Source organism: Kitasatospora cheerisanensis KCTC 2395 (genome assembly GCF_000696185.1).
GTDB classification, from domain to species: Bacteria; Actinomycetota; Actinomycetes; order Streptomycetales; family Streptomycetaceae; genus Kitasatospora; species Kitasatospora cheerisanensis.
In genome coordinates, this window is sequence record NZ_KK853997.1 from 4,880,797 (window position 1) to 4,905,036 (window position 24,240).

Consider the following 24,240-nt stretch of genomic DNA (forward strand, 5'->3'; position numbering starts at 1 on the left):
GTACCCCCAGCGGTACGACGGGCCCCTGGTTGTGCACCGACTCCACCCTCAAGGAGCGGTGCACCGGCGGAGAGTCACTGCATGCCGCGGACGAACGCCCCGACGTTGTTGGAGAAGTCGTTGCCGTTGTTGGCGTCCCAGTTGGTCGACCAGGTCATCGCGCCGCGGATGGTCGGCCACTTGGCCGGCGGGACGAAGCTGCCGCAGTGGTTGCCGGTGGCCAGGCAGTCCAGCGCGTTGTTCACCACGGTCGAGTTGACGTAGCCGCCGCCGGCCGCCTTGGTGGAGGCGGGGACGCCGATGCCGACCTGGTCGGGACGCAGACCGCCCTGGATGTGGGTGCAGACCTGCGCGGTGATGAAGTCGATGGTGCCCTGGGTGTAGACCTTGCCGTCGCAGCCGTTCATGCCACCGGAGTTGTAGAACTGGGTGTTGACGACGGTGAGGATGTCCTTGGTGGCCAGCGCCAGCTGGAAGTACGCGCCGGCGGTGGAGTACATCCCGATGGTCTCGGGGGCCATGGTCAGCACGAAGCCGGAGCCGACCTTCGCCTGCAGGGTGTGCAGGGCCTGCGACATGTAGGTGGCGTTGACGCCGTTCTCCAGGTCGACGTCGATGCCGTCGAAGCCGTACTGCTGGATCAGCTTGTACGCCGAGTCGGAGAAGGCGGTCGCGGCGGCCGAACTGGCCACCGAGATCGCGCCGTTCTGGCCGCCGATGGAGAGCACGACCTTCTTGCCGGCCGCGTGCTTGGCGGCGATGTCGGCCTTGAAGTCGGCGTCGGTGTAGCCGCCGAGCTTGGTGGCCAGCGCCGGGTCCAGGGTGAAGGAGATGCCGCCCTGGGTGGTGGTCGCGTCGGCGAAGGAGACCGCGATGATGTCGTACGCGGACTGCACGTCGCGCAGCCGCTGCACGGTCGAGCCGTTGTCGAAGTTCTGCCAGTAGCCGGTCAGCACGTGCTTCGGCAGGCCGGTGTTCGGCGTCGGGGAGCCGGACGGGCTGGGCGAGTTGGACGCCGACGGGGAGGCGCTCTGCGAGGGCGAGGCCGAGGCGGACGGCGAGGCGCTCTGCGACGGGGAGGCCGAGGCGGAGGCGGAGGCGGACGGCTTCGGCGAGGCCGAGGTGGCGGAGGCCGACGGGGTCGGGGTGGCGGTGCCGCCCGGGCCGATCAGCTGGATGTCGTCCGCGTAGTAGGTGGGCTGGCCGTACCACCCGTGCACGTACAGGGTGACGCTGGTGGTGTTGGCGCCGGTGGTGAAGGTGGTGTTCAGCTGGTTCCAGGCGCTCTGCGCCGACCAGGTGGACGGGTCGGTGCCGCCGGTGCCGCGGGCGCCCAGGTAGACGTACTGGCCCTGGACCCAACCGTTCAGCGTGTAGGCGGTGTTGGGGAGCACCGACACGGTCTGGGTGCACTCGGCGGTGTCGCCGGCGCCCGGGGTGGCGGCCAGCGCGCCGCTGCCGGAGTGGACCGGGGTGGAGACCGCGGCGGTGCTGCCGGTGCAGGTCCAGCCCGAAAGGCCGGAGTCGAAGCCGCCGTTGTTCACGAGGTTGCCGACCGCGGCGTTCGCGCCGCCGGCCGACAGGGCCAGGCCGGTGCCGGCCAGCGCCAGCGCGGTCGCGGTGGCGAGCACCGCCGGGAACTTGTTGCGGCGCCGGTGGGACGGCTGCTGCAGGGTACGGGCCATGACAGGCTCCAGTGCAGGAGAGGGGGAGGGGGTGTGGGGGAGAGCAGACGTGGCGGGGGAGGGAAGAGCCGCCGCGGTGGGGGTCGCGGCGGCTCCGCTGTGGGGGTGGGTCCGCTGTGGTGCTGACCACACGCTGGACTAGACCAATGGCAAGCGTCAAGACCCGGAATCCGGTTTAGGGACCGTTTAAGGATTCGGAGACCGTTCCGTATCCGACCCCGTGCGCGCACTGTGACAAGACCGGTACCTGCGGTTTTACCTCCGGTAATGCCGGGCGGAGTAGGCTGCCGCAGGGATTTCGCACCCGGAGCAATCAGCACGGAGGGGCCGTTCACGATGGGTCTGCGCGATGTGGTCGAGCGCACGCCGGGACTGCGCACCCTGCTGGACCGGGCCTACCGGCTGTACGGCCGGCGGGTCGAGGTGCACCTGGCCAACACCCCGCACCACATCGGGGTGATCCTGGACGGCAACCGCCGCTGGGCCAAGGCCACCGGCGGCACCACCGCGTACGGGCACCAGCGCGGCGCCGACAAGATCAGCGAGTTCCTGGGCTGGTGCGCGGAGACCGACGTCCGGGTGGTCACCCTCTGGATGCTCTCCACCGACAACCTGGCCCGCCCCGCCGAGGAGCTCGTCCCGCTGCTCGGCATCATCGAGGACGCCGTCCAGGGCCTGGTCGACGCCGGCCGCTGGAAGGTCCACCCGGTCGGCGCGCTCGACCTGCTGCCCGCCCGCACCACCGAACTCCTCAAGCAGGCCGAACAGGACACCGCGCACATCGACGGACTGACCGTCAACGTCGCCATCGGCTACGGGGGCCGGCAGGAGATCGCCGACGCCGTCCGCTCCCTGCTCCAGGAGCACGCCGACCGCGGCACCTCGATCGAGGAACTGGCCGAAATCCTCGACGTCGAGCACATCGCCGAGCACCTCTACACCAAGGGCCAGCCCGACCCCGACCTGGTGATCCGCACCTCCGGCGAGCAGCGGCTCTCCGGCTTCCTGCTGTGGCAGTCCGCGCACAGCGAGTTCTACTTCTGCGAGGCGTACTGGCCGGCCTTCCGCAAGGTCGACTTCCTGCGGGCGCTGCGCGACTACCAGCTGCGCAACCGGCGGATGGGCCGCTGACACCCGGCCGCTGCCGGCGCTGACGCCCGGTCAGGTCCCCATACCCCTGGGGCTGGTGGGAAAACGTTCACCGGTTGTGATCCCGCCGTTCGCTCCGGCGCGAATGCGGGCCTCCTCGCCTGGGAATACTCCACTCAGACCGTCCCCCCGGCCAGCGGGGCCGCGGGGACCGGTGGGCCGCGGGTGACGTCGGGTCACCCGCTCTGGAGGGCTAGTGGTCAGTACCAAGAGCCGCCGGACACCAGACCGGCGCACGTACGTCCTCGACACCAGCGTGCTCCTGGCCGACCCTCTCGCCATGACGCGCTTCGAGGAGCACGAGGTGGTCCTCCCGGTGGTCGTGGTCACCGAGTTGGAGGCCAAGCGGCACCACCCGGAGCTGGGCTACTTCGCCCGCCAGGCGCTGCGGATGCTGGACGACTTCCGCATCCGGCACGGCCGGCTCGACGAGCCGATCCCGGTCGGCGACCTCGGCGGCACGATCCGGGTCGAGCTGAACCACTCCGACCTGTCGATCCTGCCGGCCGGCTACCGGGCCGGCGGCGGCGAGGCGGACACCAGGATCCTCGCGGTCGCCCGCAACCTGCAGGCCGAGGGCTACGACGTCACCGTGGTCTCCAAGGACCTGCCGCTGCGGATCAAGGCGAGCTCGGTCGGCCTGCTGGCCGAGGAGTACCGGGCCGAGCTGGCGATCACCTCGGGCTGGACGGGCATGACCGAACTGCACGTCCCCGCCGACCAGGTGGACGAGCTGTTCGCCGGCCAGGACCACGCCCTCGGCCTCGACGGCGCCGAGCAACTCCCGGTCCACACCGGCCTGGTGCTGCACTCGGAGCGCGGCCGCGCCCTCGGCCGGGTGGCCCCCGACGGCCGGGTGAAGCTGGTCCGCGGCGACCGTGAGGCCTTCGGCCTGCGCGGCCGCAGCGCCGAGCAGCGGATCGCCCTCGACCTGCTGCTCGACCCGGAGATCGGCATCATCTCGATGGGCGGCCGGGCCGGCACCGGCAAGTCCGCGCTCGCCCTGTGCGCCGGCCTCGAAGCCGTCCTGGAGCGCCGCCAGCACCGCAAGGTGATGGTGTTCCGCCCGCTGTACGCGGTCGGCGGCCAGGAACTCGGCTACCTGCCGGGCAGCGAGGCCGAGAAGATGGGCCCCTGGGCGCAGGCGGTGTTCGACACCCTCTCCGCCGTCACCACCCAGGACGTGATCGAGGAGGTCATCTCCCGCGGCATGCTGGAGGTGCTGCCGCTCACCCACATCCGCGGGCGCTCGCTGCACGACGCCTTCGTGATCGTGGACGAGGCGCAGTCCCTGGAGCGCAACGTGCTGCTCACGGTGCTCTCCCGGATCGGCCAGAACTCCCGCGTGGTGCTCACCCACGACGTCGCCCAGCGGGACAACCTGCGGGTCGGCCGGTACGACGGCGTGGTCGCGGTGGTGGAGAAGCTGAAGGGCCATCCGCTGTTCGCGCACATCACGCTCACGCGTTCGGAGCGTTCGCCGATCGCCGCACTGGTGACCGAGATGCTGGAGGACATCCAGCCGTAGCCATAACCGGACACACCGGGGCAAAGGGGCCTGACGCATATCGTCAGGCCCCTTCGCTGTCAGCCCTGCTGACGGCCCTTCGGCCGTTCGTCCACCAAAGGCCCAGGTGGCGAAGTTTGTGAGATCCGCCACGGCACAGGGAATTGCGTAGACACCGTCGCGTGCGGCATGGTGAGGGTTCTGTCAGGCCCCGCGTACGGCAATTCCACGCCCGGCAACTCCGGTCGGCGGGCGGAAAACTGAACACCGCAAGGCCGTACGCCGCTCGATCCCACCGCCGCTCCGGGCCCGCCCGGGGGACGGCCGAGCCAGTGCCTCCCGTGACCAGAGCTCGACGGAGGCCTAGTGACCAGGGGCAGATATGCGCCCGGACGGTCACGCGCCGGGCGACGCTGGAAGGAAACCATGTGACTCGGATCTCGGTCCGGGGAGTCGCTGTCGCCTCCGCCACCGCGGTCACCGCCGTCGGTGCTGTCGTAGGTGCGGCCTCTGGCAGTGAGGGCAAGACCGTCCAGACGGTCGACGTCGCGAGCGCCACCCTGCTCGCCGACGCGCCCACCGGTGCACAGGCCCAGAACGTCAGCGACGGCATCAGCCGTCAGGCCAACGCCCAGCAGGTCTCCGCCGACGCGGCCGCCAAGAAGGCCGCCGAAGAGGCCGCCCGGCAGAAGGCCGCGGCCGACGCCCAGGCGAAGGCCGACGCGGAGAAGGCCGCCAAGGCGGCCGAGGAGAAGCGCGCGAAGGAAGAGGCCAACCGCGCCGCCGCCCGCAGCGTGCTCGCCACGATCAGCCCCGGCTCGGTCCAGGACATGGCGCTGCAGATCGTCGGCGACGCCAACCAGTTCCAGTGCTTCAGCCAGATCGTCAAGCGCGAGAGCGGCTGGGACTACACCGCCACCAACGCCTCCTCCGGCGCCTACGGCCTGGTCCAGGCGCTGCCGGGCTCCAAGATGGCCTCGGCCGGCGCGGACTGGCGCACCAACCCCGCGACCCAGATCAAGTGGGGCCTCAACTACATGAACGACCGCTACGGCAGCCCCTGCGGCGCCTGGTCGTTCTGGCAGTCGCACCACTGGTACTAGGCCGACCGCCGGTACCGAACGCCCGTACCGAAGGGCCCCGTTCTCGCACGGCCGAGAACGGGGCCCTTCGTGCTGCCGCGAGACAGCGGCCGATGGCGGGCCGTGCCGCCCGGGCGGCGCTGACCAGTGCGCAGCGGGCGGCGACGGTCCGGTGCGGACGCGGGGGAGCGGAGCGGGTCCTGGTTACTCCGCTCCCGGCCGGTCCGCCGACAGAAGGTCTGCCAGGCCCCTTCCCCGAAGCGGCCGGGCGAAACGGGCACATTGGTGGTGATTTGCCCGGAACCTCCTGGAAGCGCTCCGTGATACCCCCGCGACCCCGGCCCCGGCGGCAGGTAGCGTTCCTCACCGACGGCCGTGCGACCCGCGGCCGCGGCAGCAGATCGACGCGGGGGAGACCGGGCAGTGACGGAAGAGACGAGCGGGGGCCGTTGGCGCGGCCTCGCCAAGATAGGGGCCGTCGCGGCGGGCCTGTTCGCCGCCGCCGAGAGACGGCGCCGGGCGGTCATCTCCGCCGAGGCACAGGCGCTCGCCACCGAACAGGCCGTCGAACTCGCCGCCGAGCGGGCCGCCCGGCGCACCGCCGAACAGACGGCCCGTCAACTCGCCGAACACGGCGCCGCACCGGCGGGCGGCCAGGCCCTCGCCGCGGCATCCCCGGAAGGAGCGGTCGTGCGGACCGACGAGACGATCCCGCCCCCGCGCGCCCCGCAGGCCGCCGAGCACCCGCTCGGCGCCGCGCCGCCCGGCCGGCCCGCCAACCCGGTGGACGCGGTGCCGTGGGCGCTGCGGGTCGCCGCCGAGTCCACCTGGCGCCTGCTGCTGCTCGGCGTCGCCCTCTACGTGGTGTTCCGGGTCATCGACACGCTGCGGCTGGTGGCGTTCGCCGCCGTCGCCGCGCTGCTGATCTCCGCCCTGCTGGAGCCCACCGTCTCCTGGCTGCGCCGGCACGGCGTCCCGCGGTCGGTGGCCGCCGCCGCGACCTTCCTGTCCGGCCTGGCCGGGATCGGGCTGGTCGGCTGGTTCGTGTTCTGGCAGGTGTCGACCAACCTGGACCGGGTCACCGTCAAGGCCCAGGACGGCGTCCGGCAGCTGCGCGACTGGCTGGTCACCGGCCCGTTCCACCTGACGCAGGATCAGCTGGACAACTTCACCAACCAGATCACCACCGCCATCGGCACCAACTCCGACCAGCTCACCTCGGCGGGCTTCACCGGCGTCAGCATCGCGGTCGAGGTCCTGACCGGCATCGCCCTCACCGCCTTCACCACGTTCTTCCTGCTCTACGACGGCGCCCGGATCTGGAGCTGGACGCTGCGCGGCCTGCCCCGGCACTCCCGGTACGCGATGGCCGGCGCCGGGCCCAAGGCCTGGGCCACGCTGACCGCGTACGTCCGCGGCACCGTCACCGTCGCCTTCATCGACGCGCTGTGCATCGGCATCGGACTCGAACTGCTCGGCGTGCCGATGGCGATGCCGCTCGCGGTGATCATCTTCCTGGGCGCCTTCGTGCCGCTGGTCGGCGCGCTGGTCACCGGCACCATCGCGGTGCTGATCGCGCTGGTCACCGTCGGACCGTTCAAGGCGCTGATGGCGCTGGTCGTGCTGGTCGCCGTCCAGCAGTTGGAGGGCCACATCCTGCAGCCGCTGATCCTCGGCCGGGCGGTGCGGGTCCACCCGCTGGCCGTGGTGCTCGGCGTCGCCGCCGGCTCCATCATCGGCGGCATCGCCGGCGCGATCGTCGCCGTCCCGCTGATCGCGGTGACCAACACCGTCACCGGCCACCTGCGGCAACGCAACGCGGCCGGGCAGGAAGTCTTCCAGGCGCTGGAGGCCGCCAAGCAGAAGTAGCGCGCCCGGACGGGGAGTCCGGGCCTCGGACGGGAAGTTCGGGCCGCGGGCGGGGAGTTCGGGGCGCGGACGGGAAGTTCGGGCCTCGAACGGCGAGTTCGGGGCGCGGACGGCGAAAGGCCCGCCGGGGGTTCCCGGCGGGCCTTTTCGTCTGTCGCGTGCGCCTACTGCGGCAGCTGGGCTTCCGCGTCCAGCACCGAGGCGACGGCCTGGACGGTGGCGGCGATCTTCACGGAGGCCTGGATGACCTCGCGCTCGACGCCGGCCTTGCGCAGCACGCCCTCGTGCGAGTCGAGGCACTGGCCGCAGCCGTTGATCGCGGAGACCGCGAAGCACCACAGCTCGAAGTCGACCTTGTCGACGCCCGGGTTGCCGATGATGTTCATCCGCAGACCGGCGCGCATCGTCCCGTACTCCTTGTCGGAGAGCAGGTGCAGCGTCCGGTAGTAGACGTTGTTCATCGCCATGATCGCGGCGGCGCCCTTGGCGGCCTGGTAGGCCTCCGCGGACAGGTGCGACTTGGCCTCGGGCTCCAGCTCGCGCAGCACGGCCGAGGAACCGGTGGCCATCGCGCAGGCCAGCACGGTGCCCCAGAGCTGCTGCTCGGGCAGGTCCGAGTTGCCGATGACCGAGCCCAGGTTGAGCTTCAGGTCCTTGGCGTAGTCCGGCAGGGCGGCCTTGAGTTCGTCGAGAGCCATCGGGATCAGCCGGCCAGCAGGGCCTGGGCGTCGAGGGTGTCCTCGCCCTTGTTCCAGTTGCACGGGCACAGCTCGTCGGTCTGCAGGGCGTCCAGCACCCGCAGGACCTCCTTGGGGTTACGGCCGACGGAGCCGGCGGTCACCATGACGAACTGGATCTCGTTGTTCGGGTCGACGATGAACACCGCACGCTGGGCGGTGCCGTCGGCGCCCTCGACGCCGCAGGCGCGCATCAGGTCGTGCTTGATGTCGGCCAGCATCGGGAAGGGCAGGTCGCGCAGGTCCTTGTGGTCCTTGCGCCAGGCGTGGTGCACGTACTCCGAGTCGCCGGAGACGCCGAGGATCTGGGCGTCACGGTCGGCGAACTCCTCGTTCAGCTTGCCGAACGCGGCGATCTCGGTCGGACACACGAAGGTGAAGTCCATCGGCCAGAAGAACACGACCTTCCACTTGCCCTCGTAGGTCTTGTGGTTGATCTCGGCGAAGGCGTTCGCGGCGTCGAGGTCCACGCAGGCGTTGAGTTCGAACTCGGGGAACTTGTCACCGATCGTCAGCACGTCGCTTCTCCAGGGTTTGGGATGAGGGTTGTCCGGATTGCGGACATTCCCAGCGTCGCACAGGCGCTACTGATCAGTGAAATCGGATCTGGTGCGCGCTGCGATAGGCAAACCCGATCAGTACGGCACACTGGAAGGAGCACCCCACCAGGCAGGAAGCGCGGACGTGAAGCACCCTACGCAACGCACCCCCACCCTCTCCCAACTGCGGGCCTTCACCGCCGTCGCCGAACACCTGCACTTCCGCGAGGCCGCCGCCGCGATCGGCACCAGCCAGCCCGCGCTGTCCGGCGCGATCGCCGCCCTCGAAGAGACCCTCGACGCACAACTCGTCGAACGCACCACCCGCCGCGTCATGATCACCCCGCTCGGCGAGCGGGTCGCCGAACACGCCCGCCGGGTACTGGCCGAACTGCACGCCCTCACCGAGGAGGTCGAAGCCGCCCGCCGGCCCTTCACCGGGCCGCTGCACCTCGGCGTCATCCCGACCGTCGCACCGTACCTGCTGCCCACCGTGCTCCGGCTCGTCCGCGACTCCTACCCCGAGCTCGAACTGCACGTCCACGAGGAGCGCACCCCCTCCCTGCTCGAAGGCCTGGCCGCCGGACGGCTCGACCTGCTGCTGCTCGCGCTGCCCGCCGGCGGCAGCACGCCGGTGGCCGAAATCCCGCTGTTCGACGAGGACTTCGTGCTGATAGTGCAACCCGAACACGAACTCGCCGGCCGCCGGGACGTGCCGCGGGACGTCCTGCTCGACCTCGACGTCCTGCTGCTCGAAGAAGGCCACTGCCTGCGCGACCAGGCCATCGACATCTGCCGAGAGGTCGGCGCCGACGCGAGCGGCGGCAGTACCCGCGCCGCCGGACTCTCCACCCTCGTCCAGCTCGTCGCCGGCGGCCTCGGCGTCACCCTGCTCCCCGCCACCGCACTCGACGTCGAAGCCGGCCGCACCGACCGCCTCGCCGCCGTCCGCTTCGCCGCCCCCACCCCCGGCCGCCGGATCGGCCTCGCCCACCGCCCGGGCTCCGGCCGCACCCCCGAGTACGAGCGCTTCGCGGCGGCCCTCCGCGACGCCCTCCGGGGGCTGCCGGTCCGCATCACCCCGCCCGCCCACCCACCCGCGACCCCACCCCAGACCTGACCCCAAGCCCCATACGCAGCAGACCGCTCACCGTCTGCCGGCCGAGCCACGGGCGGGGGCGAGGCGCGGCCCCGCGTAGCGGGTTGCTCTCGTGTTCGCGGTCGGCGCGGTGTGGCAGGTGTCGGCGTTCGGCTTCGCCGTTCCCGCCGCACTCGGCCCCGCGCAGCGGATTTTCTTCGGCCCCTGTTTCGGCGGTGGGTGGGCGGGCACGGGGCAGCGGAGCGCGCGCTGCGACCGCTGCCAGCCTTCGGCTTCGCCGTTCGTGCCGCGCAGCGGGTTGTTCCCGCGTCCGGCGGTCGGGGTGCGCGCTGTGGTGGGCGTCGGGGTTCCCGCCGTGCTCGGCCCGCGCAGCGGGTTGTTCCCGCGTCCGGCGGTCGGGGGACGCGCTGTGGTGGGCGTTGGCGTTTCCGCCATGCTCGGCCCGCGCAGCGGGTTGTTCTTGCGTTCCCCTTCTGCGGCGGGGTCACGGGTGGGTGGGCGGGCGCGGGTGTTCGGCTTCGCCGTTCCTCCCGCCGTCGGGCCCGCGCAGCGGGTTGTTCTTGCGTTCCCGCTCCGCGGCGGGGCCACGGGTGGGTGGGCGGGCGCGGATGTTCGTCCTCCCGCCGTGAGGTCCGCGCAGCGGGTTGTTTCCGGGTTCCCGCTCCGCGGCGGGGTCACGGGTGGGTGGGCGGGCGAGGGGCGGGGAACACCTACTCGTGGCGGGAACGAGCCAGGGGGTGGCCGGTGTACGTGTCGCGGATCAGGGTGTCCGGCGTGAAGTGCTTCGTCGGCGCGCGAGAGGTGGACCTGACGATCCCTCAGGGCCCAGGCTGGACGGTACTGGCGGGGCCGAACGGGAGCGGAAAGAGCACGCTGCTGCGCGCTCTGGGGGCGGCTCTCGGTGCGCTGCCGGGCGGCCCGGCCTCGCGGTGGGGCGACGGCTGGGTGGAGGCGTCGCCCGCGCCGCGCTGGCGGGTCGGGGAGGGCGGGGCGAGCCGCGGGCCAGGTTCGTGGAGCACGCCGAGGGCCCGCACGTCCCGCTGCACGCCGAGCTGGTGGCCGAGGTGCTGCCGTCCGGCTGGCGGGTCGGCGACGCCCGGCGCCAGTACGTCACGAACGGCACGCTGGAGCTGCCTCTCGACGAACTCGGCGACGGCACTGCCGCGTTGGCCCGGCTGGTGAGCGCTCTCGCGCAGGACCCGCACCCGGGCCCGGTGCTGATCGACGACGTGGACCGCCACCTGCACCCGGTCTGGCAGCAGCGCATCGGCCTCTGGCTGACCGAGCACTTCCCGCACACCCAGTTCCTGGTCGCCACCCACAGCCCGTACGTCTGCCAGGCCGCCGACCCGGGCGCGCTGATCCGCCTCCCGGGCCCGGACGAGGCCGGCCGGCCCCACCGGCTGGACGAGGAGTTGCGGCAGCGGGTGCTGTACGGCTCGGGGGAGGACACCGTGCTGTCGGAGCTGTTCGGCCTGCCGAGCGCCTACTCGCCGACCGCCGAGGCCGAACGGCGGCTGCTGGTAAGGCTGGAGCGCAAGATGTACGCGGGCCGGGCCACCGACGCGGAGCTCGCCGAGTACCGGGAGCTGGGGGCGAAGCTCAACAGCTCGCTGACCGCCCGGGTCGACGAGGTCACCGCGCGGCTGCTCGGCCGGGGCGAGTGATCCCGCTCCAGCGGCCCGCCCTCCAGGCGCGGCTGGCCGCCGAACTCGACCGCGCCACCGCCGGGATCCGGGCGGCCGGCCCCAGCACCGCGTCCGGGCGCGCCGCCTGGCGCAAGGCCGTCCGTCCGAAGGCCCAACTGCGGCTGCTGCTGCGGCAGATGGCACCCGGGCTGGAGCGCTGCATGTACTGCGGGGACAACCTCGGCACCGACATCGACCACTTCGAACCGATCGCCCAGGCCCCGCTGCGGACCTTCGACTGGCAGAACCACCTGCTGGCCTGCGCGCACTGCAACAGCAACCGCAAGCGCGACCGCTTCCCCCGCGACCCGGCCACCGGCGACGGCCTGCTGGTCGACCCGTGCCGCGAGGACCCGGCCGACCACCTGCGGCTCTACCTGGACTCCGGCGCGTACGACCCGCTGACCGTCCGCGGCGAGGCCACCATCGAGGTGTTCGGCCTCAACGACCGGCCCGAACTGGTGCGCGGCCGGCGGCTGATGTTCGCGGTGGTCAAGGCGCTGCTGCTGACCTGGCGGGCCGCCGGCCCCGCGGAGGCCGAGGAGTACGCGGCCGCGCTGCGCGAGATCCACCACGCCGACGTGCTGCGCACCGTCCTCGGACTGCGCCGCAGCCGCCCGCTGGCCCTCGCCGTGCTCGGACCCGAGGTGCTCGACGCCCTGGACCAACTCCTCGCCACCGACCGGAGGTTCACCGCCTGACGGGCACTCTGGACCCAGGCGGACCCTCCGAGTCCGACGGGCGCTCCGGATCCGGCGTGCGCGCCGAATCCGACGGCGCACTCGGAAGCCGACGGGCACTCAGAGCCGCTGCTCGAACCAGACCACCTTGCCGCCGCCCAGCCGGGTCGCACCCCAGCGGTCCGCGCACCGGGCGACTATCTGCAGGCCGCGCCCGCGCTCCTCGTCCGGTCCGGCCCGGCGCGTGCGCGGCAGCGCCGGCGAGTCGTCGCCGACCTCGCAGCGCAGCAGCGAGGTGCGCACCAGACGGAGCGTCACCGGCCGGGTGGCGTGCCGGATCGCGTTGGTGACCAGCTCGCTGACCATCAGCTCGCAGTTCTCCCGCAGGTGGTCCAGGCCCCAGGTGTGCAGCGCGTGCCCGGCCAGCCGGCGGGCCCGGCCCGGGGTCTCGTGCCGCGGCTGGAGGTCCCAGTAGGCGACGTCGTCCGCCGGGATGCCGTCGAACGCGGCTGCCAGCAGCGCGATGTCGTCGGCCCGGTCGCCCGGCGGCAGGATCCGCAGCGCCTCCTGGCACAGCTGCTCGGGCGTGAGCCGGTGCGCGCCCTCCAGCCGGGCCCGCAGCAGCTCCAGGCCGGTGCCCAGCGGGCGGCGGCGGGTCTCCACCAGTCCGTCGGTGAACAGCAGCAGCGCCGAACCGGGCGGCGCGGGGAACTCCACCGAGGAGAAGTCCACCCCGCCGACGCCGATCGGCGCGCCCGAGGGCAGGTCCAGCAGCTCGCTGGAGCCGTCCGGGCCGACCAGCACCGGCGGCACGTGGCCGGCGTTCGCTATCACCACCCGGCCCCCGATCGGGTCGTACACCGCGTACACGCAGGTCGCCAAGTGGTGCTCGCGGCCCAGGCGTTGGGCCTGCTCGTCGAGGTGGTACAGCACCTCGTGCGGCGGCAGGTCCAGGCCCGCCAGGGTCTGTGCGGAGGTGCGCAGCTGGCCCATCACCGCGGCCGAGGTCAGCGAGTGGCCCATCACGTCGCCGGCGATCAGCGCCACCCGGTTGCCCGGCAGCGGGATCGAGTCGTACCAGTCGCCGCCCACCTGCGCGCCGCGCTCACCCGGCAGGTAGCGGTGCGCCAGCCGCACCCCGTGCGGCTGCGGCAGGTGCGCGGGCAGCATCGACCGCTGCAACTCGTCGGCGATCTCCCACTCGCGGGTGTAGCGCAGCGCGGTGTCCACCGCCAGGCCCGCATGGGTCGCCAGGTGCGCGGCCGTCGCGGTGTCCGCCGGGTCGAAGGAGACCGGCGACCCGTCCGGCCCCGGCCGCCGGATCAGCAGCAGCATGCCCAGCGCCGCCTGCCGCCCGTGCAGCGGCAGCGCCAGCAGCACCGTCCCCGCGGGCAGCCGGCCCAGCGCCCGGGCGCCGAGCAGTTCCGCGGCCAGGCCGCCGCGCCGCTCGTCCAGCACGGTCGGACCGTGCGGGGCGCGCCGCTCCAGGGCGCGCTCCAGCACGCTGCCGGGCAGCACCGGACGCAGCCCGCCCCGGCGGCCCAGCCGGGTGCCGCAGGTGTGGCGCACCCGCAGGGCCTGCGGCCGACCCAGTTCGCGCTCCACGTCCGGCACCGGGTCGCGCACCAACACCACCAGCGCGTCGGCGAGTTCGGGCACCAGCACGCGGCCCAGGTTGCGCAGCGTGGCCGTCAGGTCGAGCGCGCTGTTGATCCGCCGGGCCGCACCGTCCAGGTACGCCAGGCGCTCGGCCAGCCGGAGCCGCCCGTCCGGCGGCGGATGCCGCTGGACGGGGACGGCGGGCTGCTGCCCCGCCAGAGGCTCCAGGTGGTCGCGCACGGGCTGCCCGATTCTGTGCAGATGTGGAAGTCGGAGACGGAGACTGACGCCCGGTCAGTCGGTGCGCCGACAGCGCAGGTACAGCTGGGTCTCCGGCGGCAGCGCCGAACCCGCCGGGGCGTACGTGTGGCTGTCCACCGCCTCCACCGCGAACCCGGAGCGCTCCACCAGCCCGACCAGCTCCTCGCGCGGATACCCGCTGACCCGGATCTCCCGGTCCAGGAACGGCAGCGGGGTGTCGTCCAGCTCCGCCTCGACCATGCCCAGCGCCAGCAGGCCGCCCGGACGCAGCAGTTCGCGGATCCGACCGAGCGCCACGGCGATCTCCGGACGCGGCAGCATCAGCAGCGAGAAGAACGCCGCCGCGCCGTCCAGCGCGCCCGCCCCGGCCGGGCCCAACTCCGGTACGCCCCAGTGCTTCTCGGCGCCGACGGTGGCGAGGTCGACCACGTCCAGCCGGTGGAACTCGGCCTCCGGCACCGCCGCGCGGGCCTGCGCGAGCATGCCCTCCGACAGGTCCACGCCGATCACCCGCAGCCCGCCGTCCACCAGCTGACGCGCCGTCGGCTCGCCGGCCCCGCAGCCCACGTCCAGCACCCGGGCGCCGGCCGGCAACTGCTCCACCAGCCAACCCGCGCAGGCCAGCTGCCCCGACCTGGCCGGAAACACCTCCTGGTAGCGGGCGCCCATCGCGTCGAACGCGGCAGCCTGGTCCGCCCGTTCGGCCCGGCGGCCCTCCCCCGCGGACGCCCCGGCGGCGTCGGCGGGGACAACAATCTGTTCGTCCGTCACGATGATCTGGGCACCTCTCCCGCGCGCGTCCTGCCACACCCGTAGTGGTCCGCACACCACTCCCGACCCTGGCCTACGAGAATAAACGCGATCACCGCACCGTGGAGTCCGTTTCCGGCCAACTCGTTCCCCGTTGGGGGAATATCGCCCGCCAGGGGAAGCACACCGGTGCCCGCCGAGGCGCACGCCACCACCCCACGCGCCGCACAACGCGCCCGCACCACGCCCCTGACCAGGCACGACACCCGATCAACGCGGCCGGCGCAGACGTTTATCGAACGTCAATTGCCGCCTGGCAGAGTCTTCCTCAGCGCCGGGGAAGCGTCAAAGCGTTCCCGCAGCCGGGGGGCTGCGGGGACGCCGACGCCCCGGGGGGACAGGCCTTCGCCAGGGGGGACCAGGGGGGAACCACGGGGGAAGCGAAGGCCTACGGCGCAGGGGGAGGGGAAGGCTCGGTGTGCCGCGAGTCGATGAGGTCCTGCACGGGCTGGGCCTCGGGCACACCGAGCCGCGTGAACACCGTCAGCGCCTCCTGAAGACACGCCAACCCGCGCGACGGCTGCCCCAGTTCGAGCAGCGCCTCACCGAGAGCCGCGTTCGCCATCCCTTGGCAGTACGCCGCCTCGATCTCCTGAGCGATCGACAACGACTCCTCCGCCGCCTCCGCCGCACCGGCGAACTGCCCGTCCGCGAGCAGACATGCCGCGAGCCGGGCGAGCGAGTAGCCCTCCCAGATCGGGTGCTGCTGCGTGCGGTACAGCTGGTGCGCCTCGCGGAGATGCACCGCCGCCTCACCGGGCTCACCGGTCGACCGCAGCACCACCCCGAGCTGGTACAGGGTGTCGGCCAGACACGGCACGTTGCCGGAGGAACGGGCGGCAGTCACCGCAGCGCGTGCGGACTCCACGGCCTCCTCGTGCCGGTCCAGACCGACATACGCGCGGGCCATGTTGGCGAGCAGCCGCGCCTCACTGATCGGCGCACCCAACTGCCGGCTCATCGCGTGGGCCTGCTGGTAGAACGGCAGTGCCTCGGCCGATCGGCCCGCCATCGTCAGGACGATGGCCAGCGCGTTCGCCGTGGCCAGTCGCAGCATGGTGGCCCGGTCCGCCGGCTGGAGCGCGAGGCTCGCCGCCAGGGCCTCCTCCGCCTCCGCGAGTTCGGCGGCCACCTGGTGCATGTGGCCGAGCGCGTAGTGCACCCGGGCGAGGGCCGCGGCGTGGTTGCGGGCCGCCGGATTGGCCGCCGCGGCGTGCAGCACGCTGCGGATGCGCGACGCGAGCGAAGGGTCCTCGACCACGCTGGTCATGCTCTGCAGGATGTCCACGGACGGCTGGACGAGGTCCAGCGGCGCACTCGCGGCCGCCTCGACCGCACCCAGCACGACTGCGACTTCGGACCGGAGCCACTCGCGGGCCGTTACGGTGTCGGAGAACGTCAGCCCCGACGACTGCGCGACGTGCAGCGGCTCCACCGAGATGTCATCGGGTTCGAGCACCTGCTCGGCGTTCCGCATGGTGGCGTGGAGAAGGTCCAACAGCCGCAGCAGCGCCGCCTCCTGATCGTCCGAATCGGCGGTCTTGGCGTTCTGCAACTGGGCGTAGAGCCGGAGCAGGTCGTGGTAGCGGTACCGGCCGGGAGTGAAGCACTCCAGCATGTTCGCCTCGACCAGCGCCTCGGCCAGGTCCTCCGCCTCCTGCTCGGGGATGCCGAGCAACGCCGTGACGGCGGCCAGCGGCAGGTCCGGTGAGTCGACCAGGGCGAGCAGCCGGAATGCCCGGGCTTCCTCGGGCTGGAGCTGGGCGTAACCGAGCCCCAGGGTGGTTTCCACGGCGAGGTTGCCGAGCTGGAGTTCCTGGAGCCGGTTGCGCTGGTCCGCTAACCGGCGCGCGAGATCGGAAACGCTCCACCGCGGTCGGCTGGCCAGCCGCGCGGCCGCGATACGGACCGCCAGGGGCAGGAAACCGCAGGACGTCACCACCTGGAGCGCGGCCTCGGGTTCGGCGGCGACCCGCTCGATGCCGACGATCGCGGAGAACAGCGCCAGCGCCTCGTCCGGGGTCAGCTCCTCGATGTCCACGAGGTGCGCGCCGGGGATCTCCGCCAGCCGCGAACGGCTGGTCACCATCACGGCGTTGCCGGAGACGCCCGGAATCAGCGGCCGCAACTGCTGGGCGTCGCGGGCGTTGTCGAGCAGGATCAGCATGCGCTTGTCCGCCAGCAACGACCGGTACAGCGCCGCACGTTGGTCCAGCGAGTCGGGGGCCTCGGGCGATCCGAGCGCGTGCAGGAAGTCACCGAGGACAACGGCCGGATCGGCCGGGGACGCGCCGGCGCCGCGCAGGTCCACGTAGAGCTGCCCGTCCGGGAAGTCCGGACGCAGCGAATGCGCCACGTGCACCGCGAGGGTGGTCTTGCCGACACCGCCGATGCCGGCCAGCGAGGTGACCACCACGGCTTGGCCGGAACCCGCCCTCAGCACGTCCCGCAGCTCGTTGACGACCTTGCTGCGACCGCTGAAGTCCGATACGTCGGCCGGTAGTTGAGCAGGCGGGACGAAGGCGGACGGCTCCTCCGCAGCGGCCCTGGCCGGTGCGGCGAGTACCGCCATCAGCTCCGGGTCGCCGGCCAGGATCCGCGCGTGCATCGCGGACAGGCCGGTGCCGGGCTCCACGCCCAGCTCGTCGATCAGCAGCTTCCGGGTGTCGGCGTACACACCCAGCGACTCGGCCTGCCGGCCGCTCCGGTACAGCGCCAGCATCAGCAGCTCGCGCAGCCGCTCCCGCAGCGGGTGGGCCGTGGACAGCGAGTTGAGCTCGGAGACCACATCGGCGTGCAGGCCGATCTCGAGCGCCATCGCACAGCGCTCCTCGGCCACCGTCAGCCGGCGCTCGGTCAGCCGGTTGCGCTGGGACTCGGCGTACGGACCCGGAACTCCCGGAAGCGGACGCCCGCTCCACAGATCGAGCGCCGAGACCAGACCGTCGTGCGCGGAACGGAACGCGCCGTCGGCGCGCGCGTTCGCGGCCTCCGCGACCCGCTGCTCGAAGACCGTCAGGTCCATGGCTTCGGTCGGGATCCGCAGTGCGTAGCCGTCACTCACCGAGACCAGCACCTCGGCGGGCTTCCGGACCTCGCGGTTCGGTTCCAGCACCGAGCGCAGCCGGGAGATGTAGGTGCGCAGTGCGGCGACCGCCTGCGGCGGAGTGCGGTCGCCCCAGATGCCGTCGACCAGATCGTCGGTGGTCACCGGGCGGCCCTCACCGAGCAACAGGGCGACCAGGACCGCCTGTTGCTGAGGCGATCCGAGTGCGAGCGGTGCATCACCGCGCCATGCCTGGACAGGGCCGAGCACTTGGAAGCGCAACGCCTCTGCGGAGCGCGTGCCCTGAAGCTCCATGTCCTCCCCTGTGGCCGATGAACCGTCTGTTTCCCACACTGACGCCGGTCGTGTGGGGGCGTCAGCATATGAGGGTGTGAGCAAACGTCTACCAAGCGGATGCGCGGTGCGACGTTTATGAGACATTTAGCGGCCCCTACGATACTGGCCACACGCCCGGGGACAGTCGTCCGGGTGATTCACCCTTAGCTGAAAGGCGGCCCACCCCATGGCCGACGAGACCCTCACGTCCGCACCCGCGGCCGAGCACACCGCTGCCCCCGCCGACCCGAACTCGATCGAGCACGCTCTCGAGGTGCTGGCCGAGCAGCCGGTCGCGGCTCCGGTCGAGGAGCAGATCGAGAAGCCGGTCAAGCCGAAGGACGACGAGACCTTCGAGCCCCTCGGCACCGTCATCAACTGCCCGTGAACCACAACCACACTCGCAGAACGAGCCCCGACCCTCACCGGCCGGGGCTCGTCCCGTTTCAGCGGGTCACTGCGCCGAGCGCACCCGCAGGCTGGTGATCAGCGGGCCGTCGGTGACCTCGGCGAAGAAGTCGTTGCCCTTGTCGTCGACGACGATGAACGCCGGGAAGTCCTCGACCTCGATGCGCCAGACGGCCTCCATGCCGAGCTCGGGGTACTCGAGGACCTCGACCTTCTTGATGCAGTCCTGGGCGAGGCGCGCGGCGGGGCCGCCGATCGAGCCGAGGTAGAAGCCGCCGTGCTCGTTGCAGGCCTTGGTGACCTGCTTGGAGCGGTTGCCCTTGGCGAGCATCACCATGGAGCCGCCCGCGGCCTGGAACTGGTCGACGTAGGAGTCCATCCGGCCGGCGGTGGTGGGGCCGAAGGAGCCGGAGGCGTAGCCCTCGGGGGTCTTCGCGGGGCCCGCGTAGTAGACCGGGTGGTCCTTCATGTACTGCGGCATGCCCTCGCCGGCGTCCAGCCGCTCCTTGATCTTGGCGTGCGCGATGTCGCGGGCGACGACGAGCGTGCCGGAGAGCGAGAGCCGGGTCTTCACCGGGTACTTGGAGAGCTGCTCGCGGATCGCGGACATCGGCTGGTCGAGGTCGACCCGGACCACGTCGCCGTCGAGGTGGGCGTCGGTGGTCTCCGGCAGGTACTTCGCCGGCTCGGTCTCCAGCTGCTCCAGGAACACGCCCTCGGCGGTGATCTTGCCGAGCGCCTGGCGGTCGGCCGAGCAGGAGACGGCCATCGCGACGGGCAGCGAGGCGCCGTGCCGGGGGAGGCGGATGACGCGGACGTCGTGGCAGAAGTACTTGCCGCCGAACTGGGCGCCGATGCCGATCTTCTGGGTGAGCTCGAAGACCTTCTGCTCCAGCTCCAGGTCGCGGAAGCCGTGGCCGGTCTTCGCGTCGCCGCCGGTGGGCAGGTTGTCCAGGTAGTGCGCGGAGGCGTACTTCGCGGTCTTCAGGGCGAACTCGGCGCTGGTGCCGCCGACCACGATCGCCAGGTGGTACGGCGGGCAGGCCGCGGTGCCGAGCGAGCGGATCTTCTGCTCCAGGAAGGAGAGCATCGACGACTCGTTGAGGATCGCCTTGGTCTCCTGGTACAGGTACGACTTGTTCGCCGAGCCGCCGCCCTTGGCCATGAACAGGAACTTGTAGGCGTCCCCGTCGGTGGCGTACAGCTCGATCTGGGCCGGCAGGTTGTTGCCGGTGTTCTTCTCGTCCCACATGGTCACGGGGGCCATCTGGGAGTAGCGCAGGTTCAGCTTGGTGTACGCGTCGTACACGCCGCGGGCGATCGCCGACTCGTCCTGACCGGACGTCAGGACGTTCTGGCCGCGCTTGCCCATCACGATCGCGGTGCCGGTGTCCTGGCACATCGGGAGGATGCCGCCGGCCGAGATGTTGACGTTCTTCAGCAGGTCCAGCGCCACGAAGCGGTCGTTCGGGCTGGCCTCCGGGTCGTCCAGGATGCGGCGCAGCTGGGCCAGGTGGGCCGGGCGCAGGTAGTGCGAGATGTCGTGCATCGCCTCGGCGGTGAGCAGCCGCAGGGCCTCCGGCTCGACCTGCAGGAAGGTGCGGCCGCCGGCCTCGAAGGTGGAGACGCCCTCGGAGGTGAGCTTGCGGTACGGGGTGGTGTCCGCACCGAGCGGGAGCAGGTCGCGGTAGGCGAACTCTGAAGCCATGGGGGAGATCCTTCAGTTCTTTCGGCGTCGTCGACGAGGCACCCTCCAGGTTAGGCGCACGGCGCGCGGCCCCGGCGCTCAGGTCGGCCTGCGTGACAGGGGTCACGTGCGGACCGGGCCGGACCGCCCGCCCGCGCGGCCACGCGCTTTGCGTCGAACCGCCGTTCGGTTCACGGGGCGGCTCGCTAGGCTTGTGACGTGGACAACTCTCCCGCGCAGCAGCCGCAGGGCCAGCCGCCCGCCCCGATGCAGAAGAAGGAGCCCGCGACGGCTCCCGCCCCCACCGACCTGGCCGCCGAGCTCCGGGCCGCCGACGCCGACCGCGAACGCGTCGCCGACCTGCTGCGCGACGCCTACGCGGAGGGCCGCCTCACCGCCGACGAGCACGCCGAACGGATCGAGGCCGCCTACAACGCCCGCACCTTCGGCGAGTTGGAGCCGCTCACCCGCGACCTGCCGAGCCACCCGGGCGCGATCCGGCACAACCTGACCAAGGCCCCGCTGGACGCCCCGGCGCCCGCGCCGGCGCCGCAGCCGCAGCTGCCGCCGGCCCGGGCCGAGGCGCCCACCATGCTCGCGGTGTTCGGCGGCGCGGCCCGCAAGGGCCGTTGGCGGGTCGGCTCGCACCTGAAGGCCGTCGCGGTGTTCGGCGGCATCGAGATCGACCTGACCGACGCGGTGTTCGAGTCGCCGGAGGTCGTCATCGAGGTGTACGCGGTGTTCGGCGGCGTCGAGATCCGGGTGCCGGAGAACGTCAGCCTGCAGGGCGGCGGGGCGGGCATCTTCGGCGGCTTCGAGGTTCGTGAGCAGACCGCCCCGGACCCGTACGCCCCGGTGGTGCGCCTCAAGGGCGCGGCGGTGTTCGGCGGTTGCGAGGCCAAGCCGAAGCGCGGCAAGAAGCTCAAGGAGTGGGTCCGCAAGCAGCTCGAGGGCTGACCTGCGGCGATCCGACGGATCGTCAACTCGCCTGGCGGCACTCGTCGTTGTTCCGAGTGCACTGGGTAGTCGATTGCGTGCGGTGTGCATGAATCCGCGGGCGGCGGGGTAGTTCCAATCGCACATCGTTCCTGTACGGCTGTGACCCCGCGGGTCGGCGACGGTGCCACGGCGAGGGAGCACGGGGCAGTCGGGCAGGAGGCGACCGATCCCCGAGCCGTTGAGCCTGGTCAGGAGTAACCGTGCTGCATCCGATCGAGTCCACCGCCGCCGCCCGCCGCCCCGCGGTCCAGCCGGATCCGGACGACAACCCCTGGCACACCTCGGCCGCCTGCCGCAGCGACGAGGCCGGGCTGTTCTTCGCTCCGTCCAAGGAGCCGACGGCCGCCCGGCTCTCCCGCGAGGAGCACGCCAAGCGCGTCTGCGCCCGCTGCCCGGTGCTGCTGGAGTGCCGCGAGCACGCGCTGGCCCAGCCCGAGCCGTACGGCGTGTGGGGCGGGCTGACGGCCGCCGAGCGCCGGGTGGTGCTCGCCCGCCGGCGCCGCCGGGACGCGGAGCTGCTGGACGCCAGGCGCCTGACGGAGCGGATAGCGGGCTGAGGCCGACGCGCGTTCGGGGGCACTGGGGTCACCCCAGCGCCCCCGAACGCGCGTGTCCGGCCCCGGCGGGCCCGGACCGACCGGCTCAGTTGGCCCGGTCGAAGTCGATCGCGCTGTAGGCCCGCAGCTTCGACAGCTTGTGGGTGGAGTCGATCCGGCGGATCGTCCCGCTCTTGGAGCGCATCACCAGCGAGGAGGTGGTGGCGGTCTCCGAGCGGTAGTGGACGCCGCGGAGCAGCTCGCCGTCGGTGATGCCGGTGGCGACGAAGAACACGTTCTCGCCGCTGACCAGGTCGTCGGTGTGCAGCACCCGGTCCAGGTCGTGCCCGGCGTCCAGCGCCTTCTGGCGCTCCGCGTCGTCCTTGGGCCACAGCCGGCCCTGGATGACGCCGCCCATGCACTTCATCGCGCAGGCCGCGATGATGCCCTCGGGGGTGCCGCCGACGCCCATCAGCAGGTCGACGCCGGTGCCCTCGCGGGCCGCCATGATCGCGCCGGCCACGTCGCCGTCGGAGATGAACTTGATCCGGGCGCCGGCCTCGCGGATCTCCCGGACCAGGTCGTTGTGGCGGGGCCGGTCCAGGACGACGACGGTGACGTCCTCGACGGAGGTGCCCTTGGCCTTGGCGACGCGGCGGATGTTGACGGCCGCGGGGGCGGTGATGTCGACGAAGTCGGCGGCCTCCGGACCGCAGACCAGCTTGTCCATGTAGAAGACCGCGCTGGGGTCGAACATGGTGCCGCGGTCGGCGACCGCGAGGACCGCGACGGCGTTGTTCATGCCCTTGGCGGTCAGCGTGGTGCCGTCCACCGGGTCGACCGCGACGTCGCACTCGGCGCCGGTGCCGTCGCCGACCCGCTCGCCGTTGTAGAGCATCGGGGCTTCGTCCTTCTCGCCCTCGCCGATCACGACGACGCCGTTCATCGACACGGTGGAGACGAGCGTGCGCATCGCCTTCACGGCCGCGCCGTCGGCGCCGTTCTTGTCGCCCCGGCCGACCCACCGGCCGGCCGCCATCGCGGCGGCCTCGGTGACCCGGACCAGTTCGAGGGCCAGGTTGCGGTCGGGGGCTTCCGGCGCGACCTCCAGGGCGCTGGGAAGGTGGTGCGGGTACTGCGTGGTCATCGTCGTTACCTCTCTGTACGCGACGGCCAGTCAGCGTCGGGCCACGAAGGGTCACCAGCGCTGCGATGAGGGTTGCTGCGATCGTATCGGCAGGTGGGACGGGTGTCTGTGGCGCACTCCTCGCGCACGGCGGCGGGCCTCCCGGTGCACCGACGTTCCGTAAGCGCCGCCTACCATGGGCGGGTGGCAGGCAACAGCAGCAAGAGGGGCCGTCAGACGGTACGGGACATGGTCCTGTCGATGGCGGCGGTCGGCGTAGTGGTCACCGTGGCGTACTTCAGCATCCCGAGCGCGGACGGCAACAGCGGCGTGCACCCGGTGCCGTACCAGGCGGAACTGGCGTCGGCGAAGCGCGCCGCCCCGTACCCGCTGCTCGGCCCGCAGACGCTGCCGGCCGGCTGGCAGGCCACCTCGGTGACCTACAGCGCGAACGACAAGGGCCACGCCGTGTGGCACCTGGGCTTCAGCACCGCCTCCGGCCAGTACGCGGCGATCGAGCAGAGCGACGGCAAGGCCGACGAGGTGGTCGCCAGGAACGTGCCCGGCGGCAAGCCGGACGGCAGCTCCACGGTGGCCGGCCAGGACTGGCAGCGGGTGCAGGGCGAGCGCTACCGGGCGCTGACCCGCCCGGCCGGCAGCACCGGCACCACGGTGCTCACCGGCACCGCCTCGTACGAGGAGCTCGCGCAGCTCGCCGAGTCGCTGAAGTAGCACGCGGACACGCGGAAGGCCCCCGCCGGGCACGGCGGGGGCCTTCGCGTCGGTCGCGTCCGGAGACTCAGACGGTGGTGACGACCTGGTCGTAGGCGAGGCGCGGGCCGCGCGGGAACCAGGCCTCCTCGCCGGGCTTGCCGATGTTGACGACGGCCAGCACCGAGTGGTCGCCCTCGCCGAAGAACTCCTTGTCGATGCCCTCGGCGTCGAAGCCGGTCATCGGGCCGGCGGCCAGGCCGGCGGCGCGCACGCCGATGATGAAGTACGCGGCCTGCAGGGCGCCGTTCAGGGTGGCGGAGGACTCGCGGACCTGGCGCTCGCTGAAGAACATGTCCTTGGCCTGCGGGAAGTGCGGCAGCTGCGACGGGAGCTCCTCGTGGAACTCGTTGTCGGCGGCCAGGATCGCGACCAGCGGCGCGGTGGAGGTCTTGGCCTTGTTGCCGTCCGCCATGTGCTTGACCAGGCGGGCGCGGCCCTCCTCGGAGCGGACCAGGACGATGCGCAGCGGCTGCTGGTTGAAGGCGGTCGGGCCGAACTTGACCAGCTCGTAGATCGCCTGGATCTGCTCGTCGCTGACCGGCTCGTCCGTGAAGGTGTTGGCGGTGCGGGCCTCGCGGAAGAGCAGGTCCTGGGCGGCGGCGTCGAGGGCCAGGGTCATGACG

Annotated in this window: 20 protein-coding genes and 1 pseudogene; 12 read left to right on the plus strand and 9 right to left on the minus strand. The window is 72.2% G+C overall.

What is annotated here, in order from left to right; translation table 11 throughout:
• Positions 1–74: 74 nt before the first annotated feature.
• Positions 75–1,685 carry a chitinase gene (locus KCH_RS22230; protein ID WP_035865486.1) on the minus strand — a complete coding sequence of 537 codons (1,611 nt, stop codon included), beginning with the start codon at positions 1,683–1,685 and terminating at the stop codon, positions 75–77.
• A 336-nt stretch (positions 1,686–2,021) separates the two neighbouring features.
• Between KCH_RS22230 and KCH_RS22235 the strand changes: the two genes are divergently transcribed.
• The 4 genes from KCH_RS22235 (at position 2,022) to KCH_RS22250 (ending at position 7,292) form a co-directional block, all read left to right on the plus strand.
• Positions 2,022–2,816 carry an isoprenyl transferase gene (locus KCH_RS22235; protein WP_051653343.1) on the plus strand — a complete coding sequence of 265 codons (795 nt, stop codon included), beginning with the start codon at positions 2,022–2,024 and terminating at the stop codon, positions 2,814–2,816.
• A 214-nt stretch (positions 2,817–3,030) separates the two neighbouring features.
• Positions 3,031–4,362, plus strand: a complete 1,332-nt coding sequence (gene phoH2 / locus KCH_RS22240; RefSeq protein ID WP_035865489.1) for an RNA 5'-3' helicase PhoH2 — start codon at positions 3,031–3,033, stop codon at positions 4,360–4,362.
• A 407-nt stretch (positions 4,363–4,769) separates the two neighbouring features.
• Positions 4,770–5,444: an aggregation-promoting factor C-terminal-like domain-containing protein gene (locus tag KCH_RS22245; RefSeq protein WP_035865491.1), complete on the plus strand. Its 675-nt coding sequence runs from the start codon at positions 4,770–4,772 to the stop codon at positions 5,442–5,444.
• A 402-nt stretch (positions 5,445–5,846) separates the two neighbouring features.
• Positions 5,847–7,292, plus strand: a complete 1,446-nt coding sequence (locus KCH_RS22250; RefSeq protein ID WP_051653344.1) for an AI-2E family transporter — start codon at positions 5,847–5,849, stop codon at positions 7,290–7,292.
• 164 nt (positions 7,293–7,456) lie between these two features.
• Here KCH_RS22250 and KCH_RS22255 read toward each other — a convergent pair whose 3' ends face one another.
• Positions 7,457–7,990, minus strand: a complete 534-nt coding sequence (locus KCH_RS22255; protein WP_035865493.1) for an alkyl hydroperoxide reductase — start codon at positions 7,988–7,990, stop codon at positions 7,457–7,459.
• Positions 7,991–7,995: 5 nt separating this feature from the next.
• Positions 7,996–8,547 (minus strand): peroxiredoxin, encoded by a 552-nt coding sequence (locus tag KCH_RS22260; RefSeq protein WP_035865496.1) that lies wholly within the window; start codon positions 8,545–8,547, stop codon positions 7,996–7,998.
• A gap of 166 nt (positions 8,548–8,713) precedes the next feature.
• On the opposite strand from KCH_RS22260, the gene KCH_RS22265 reads away from it, so the two are divergent.
• The 4 genes and pseudogenes from KCH_RS22265 to KCH_RS22275 all read left to right on the plus strand — a co-directional run bounded on the left by KCH_RS22265 (position 8,714) and on the right by KCH_RS22275 (position 12,056).
• Positions 8,714–9,688, plus strand: coding sequence for a LysR substrate-binding domain-containing protein (locus KCH_RS22265; protein WP_035865499.1), 975 nt, complete (start codon positions 8,714–8,716; stop codon positions 9,686–9,688).
• A gap of 780 nt (positions 9,689–10,468) precedes the next feature.
• A pseudogene (locus KCH_RS44795) lies at positions 10,469–10,516 on the plus strand (hypothetical protein); the annotation flags it as partial.
• 161 nt (positions 10,517–10,677) lie between these two features.
• Positions 10,678–11,334: an AAA family ATPase gene (locus tag KCH_RS22270; protein ID WP_051653345.1), complete on the plus strand. Its 657-nt coding sequence runs from the start codon at positions 10,678–10,680 to the stop codon at positions 11,332–11,334.
• On the plus strand, positions 11,331–12,056 hold the full coding sequence (locus tag KCH_RS22275) for an HNH endonuclease (RefSeq protein ID WP_279635899.1): 726 nt from the start codon (positions 11,331–11,333) through the stop codon (positions 12,054–12,056). Before KCH_RS22270 ends, KCH_RS22275 begins: the two co-directional genes overlap by 4 nt.
• Before the next feature lie 99 nt (positions 12,057–12,155).
• On the opposite strand, the gene KCH_RS22280 is transcribed toward KCH_RS22275, so the two are convergent.
• The 3 genes from KCH_RS22280 to KCH_RS22290 all read right to left on the minus strand — a co-directional run bounded on the left by KCH_RS22280 (position 12,156) and on the right by KCH_RS22290 (position 18,066).
• The gene (locus tag KCH_RS22280; protein WP_084223851.1) at positions 12,156–13,874 is read right to left on the minus strand and encodes an ATP-binding SpoIIE family protein phosphatase; all 1,719 of its coding nucleotides are present in this window, start codon (positions 13,872–13,874) and stop codon (positions 12,156–12,158) included.
• Between the two features lie 54 nt (positions 13,875–13,928).
• The gene (locus tag KCH_RS22285) at positions 13,929–14,666 is read right to left on the minus strand and encodes a class I SAM-dependent methyltransferase (RefSeq protein ID WP_035865501.1); all 738 of its coding nucleotides are present in this window, start codon (positions 14,664–14,666) and stop codon (positions 13,929–13,931) included.
• 427 nt (positions 14,667–15,093) lie between these two features.
• Positions 15,094–18,066: an AfsR/SARP family transcriptional regulator gene (locus KCH_RS22290; RefSeq protein ID WP_167574097.1), complete on the minus strand. Its 2,973-nt coding sequence runs from the start codon at positions 18,064–18,066 to the stop codon at positions 15,094–15,096.
• Between the two features lie 208 nt (positions 18,067–18,274).
• Here KCH_RS22290 and KCH_RS22295 point away from each other — a divergent pair, with 208 nt between their 5' ends.
• Positions 18,275–18,475 (plus strand): hypothetical protein, encoded by a 201-nt coding sequence (locus KCH_RS22295; RefSeq protein WP_035865504.1) that lies wholly within the window; start codon positions 18,275–18,277, stop codon positions 18,473–18,475.
• Between the two features lie 66 nt (positions 18,476–18,541).
• On the opposite strand, the gene KCH_RS22300 is transcribed toward KCH_RS22295, so the two are convergent.
• Positions 18,542–20,203, minus strand: coding sequence for a fumarate hydratase (locus tag KCH_RS22300; protein ID WP_035865507.1), 1,662 nt, complete (start codon positions 20,201–20,203; stop codon positions 18,542–18,544).
• Positions 20,204–20,401: 198 nt separating this feature from the next.
• Here KCH_RS22300 and KCH_RS22305 point away from each other — a divergent pair, with 198 nt between their 5' ends.
• Together KCH_RS22305 and KCH_RS22310 are read left to right on the plus strand one after the other, a co-directional pair.
• Positions 20,402–21,139, plus strand: a complete 738-nt coding sequence (locus KCH_RS22305) for a DUF1707 SHOCT-like domain-containing protein (RefSeq protein WP_425268800.1) — start codon at positions 20,402–20,404, stop codon at positions 21,137–21,139.
• Positions 21,140–21,384: 245 nt separating this feature from the next.
• On the plus strand, positions 21,385–21,738 hold the full coding sequence (locus tag KCH_RS22310; protein ID WP_425268913.1) for a WhiB family transcriptional regulator: 354 nt from the start codon (positions 21,385–21,387) through the stop codon (positions 21,736–21,738).
• Positions 21,739–21,823: 85 nt separating this feature from the next.
• On the opposite strand, the gene glpX is transcribed toward KCH_RS22310, so the two are convergent.
• The gene (glpX, locus tag KCH_RS22315; protein ID WP_035865514.1) at positions 21,824–22,864 is read right to left on the minus strand and encodes a class II fructose-bisphosphatase; all 1,041 of its coding nucleotides are present in this window, start codon (positions 22,862–22,864) and stop codon (positions 21,824–21,826) included.
• Positions 22,865–23,047: 183 nt separating this feature from the next.
• On the opposite strand from glpX, the gene KCH_RS22320 reads away from it, so the two are divergent.
• A complete protein-coding gene (locus KCH_RS22320; RefSeq protein WP_244305401.1) occupies positions 23,048–23,575 on the plus strand; it encodes a DUF4245 domain-containing protein in 528 nt (175 codons plus the stop codon).
• A 67-nt stretch (positions 23,576–23,642) separates the two neighbouring features.
• On the opposite strand, the gene KCH_RS22325 is transcribed toward KCH_RS22320, so the two are convergent.
• Positions 23,643–24,236: a malonic semialdehyde reductase gene (locus KCH_RS22325; protein ID WP_035865519.1), complete on the minus strand. Its 594-nt coding sequence runs from the start codon at positions 24,234–24,236 to the stop codon at positions 23,643–23,645.
• Positions 24,237–24,240 lie beyond the last annotated feature (4 nt).

Excerpts from the sequence above, each read along its gene's own strand:
- KCH_RS22230 (WP_035865486.1), bottom strand. The coding sequence starts at position 1,685 with ATGGCCCGTACCCTGCAGCAGCCGTCCCACCGGCGCCGCAACAAGTTC.
- KCH_RS22235 (WP_051653343.1), top strand. The coding sequence starts at position 2,022 with ATGGGTCTGCGCGATGTGGTCGAGCGCACGCCGGGACTGCGCACCCTG.
- KCH_RS22255 (WP_035865493.1), bottom strand. The coding sequence starts at position 7,990 with ATGGCTCTCGACGAACTCAAGGCCGCCCTGCCGGACTACGCCAAGGAC.
- KCH_RS22290 (WP_167574097.1), bottom strand. The coding sequence starts at position 18,066 with ATGGAGCTTCAGGGCACGCGCTCCGCAGAGGCGTTGCGCTTCCAAGTG.
- KCH_RS22295 (WP_035865504.1), top strand. The coding sequence starts at position 18,275 with ATGGCCGACGAGACCCTCACGTCCGCACCCGCGGCCGAGCACACCGCT.
- KCH_RS22300 (WP_035865507.1), bottom strand. The coding sequence starts at position 20,203 with ATGGCTTCAGAGTTCGCCTACCGCGACCTGCTCCCGCTCGGTGCGGAC.
- glpX (WP_035865514.1), bottom strand. The coding sequence starts at position 22,864 with ATGACCACGCAGTACCCGCACCACCTTCCCAGCGCCCTGGAGGTCGCG.
- KCH_RS22325 (WP_035865519.1), bottom strand. The coding sequence starts at position 24,236 with ATGACCCTGGCCCTCGACGCCGCCGCCCAGGACCTGCTCTTCCGCGAG.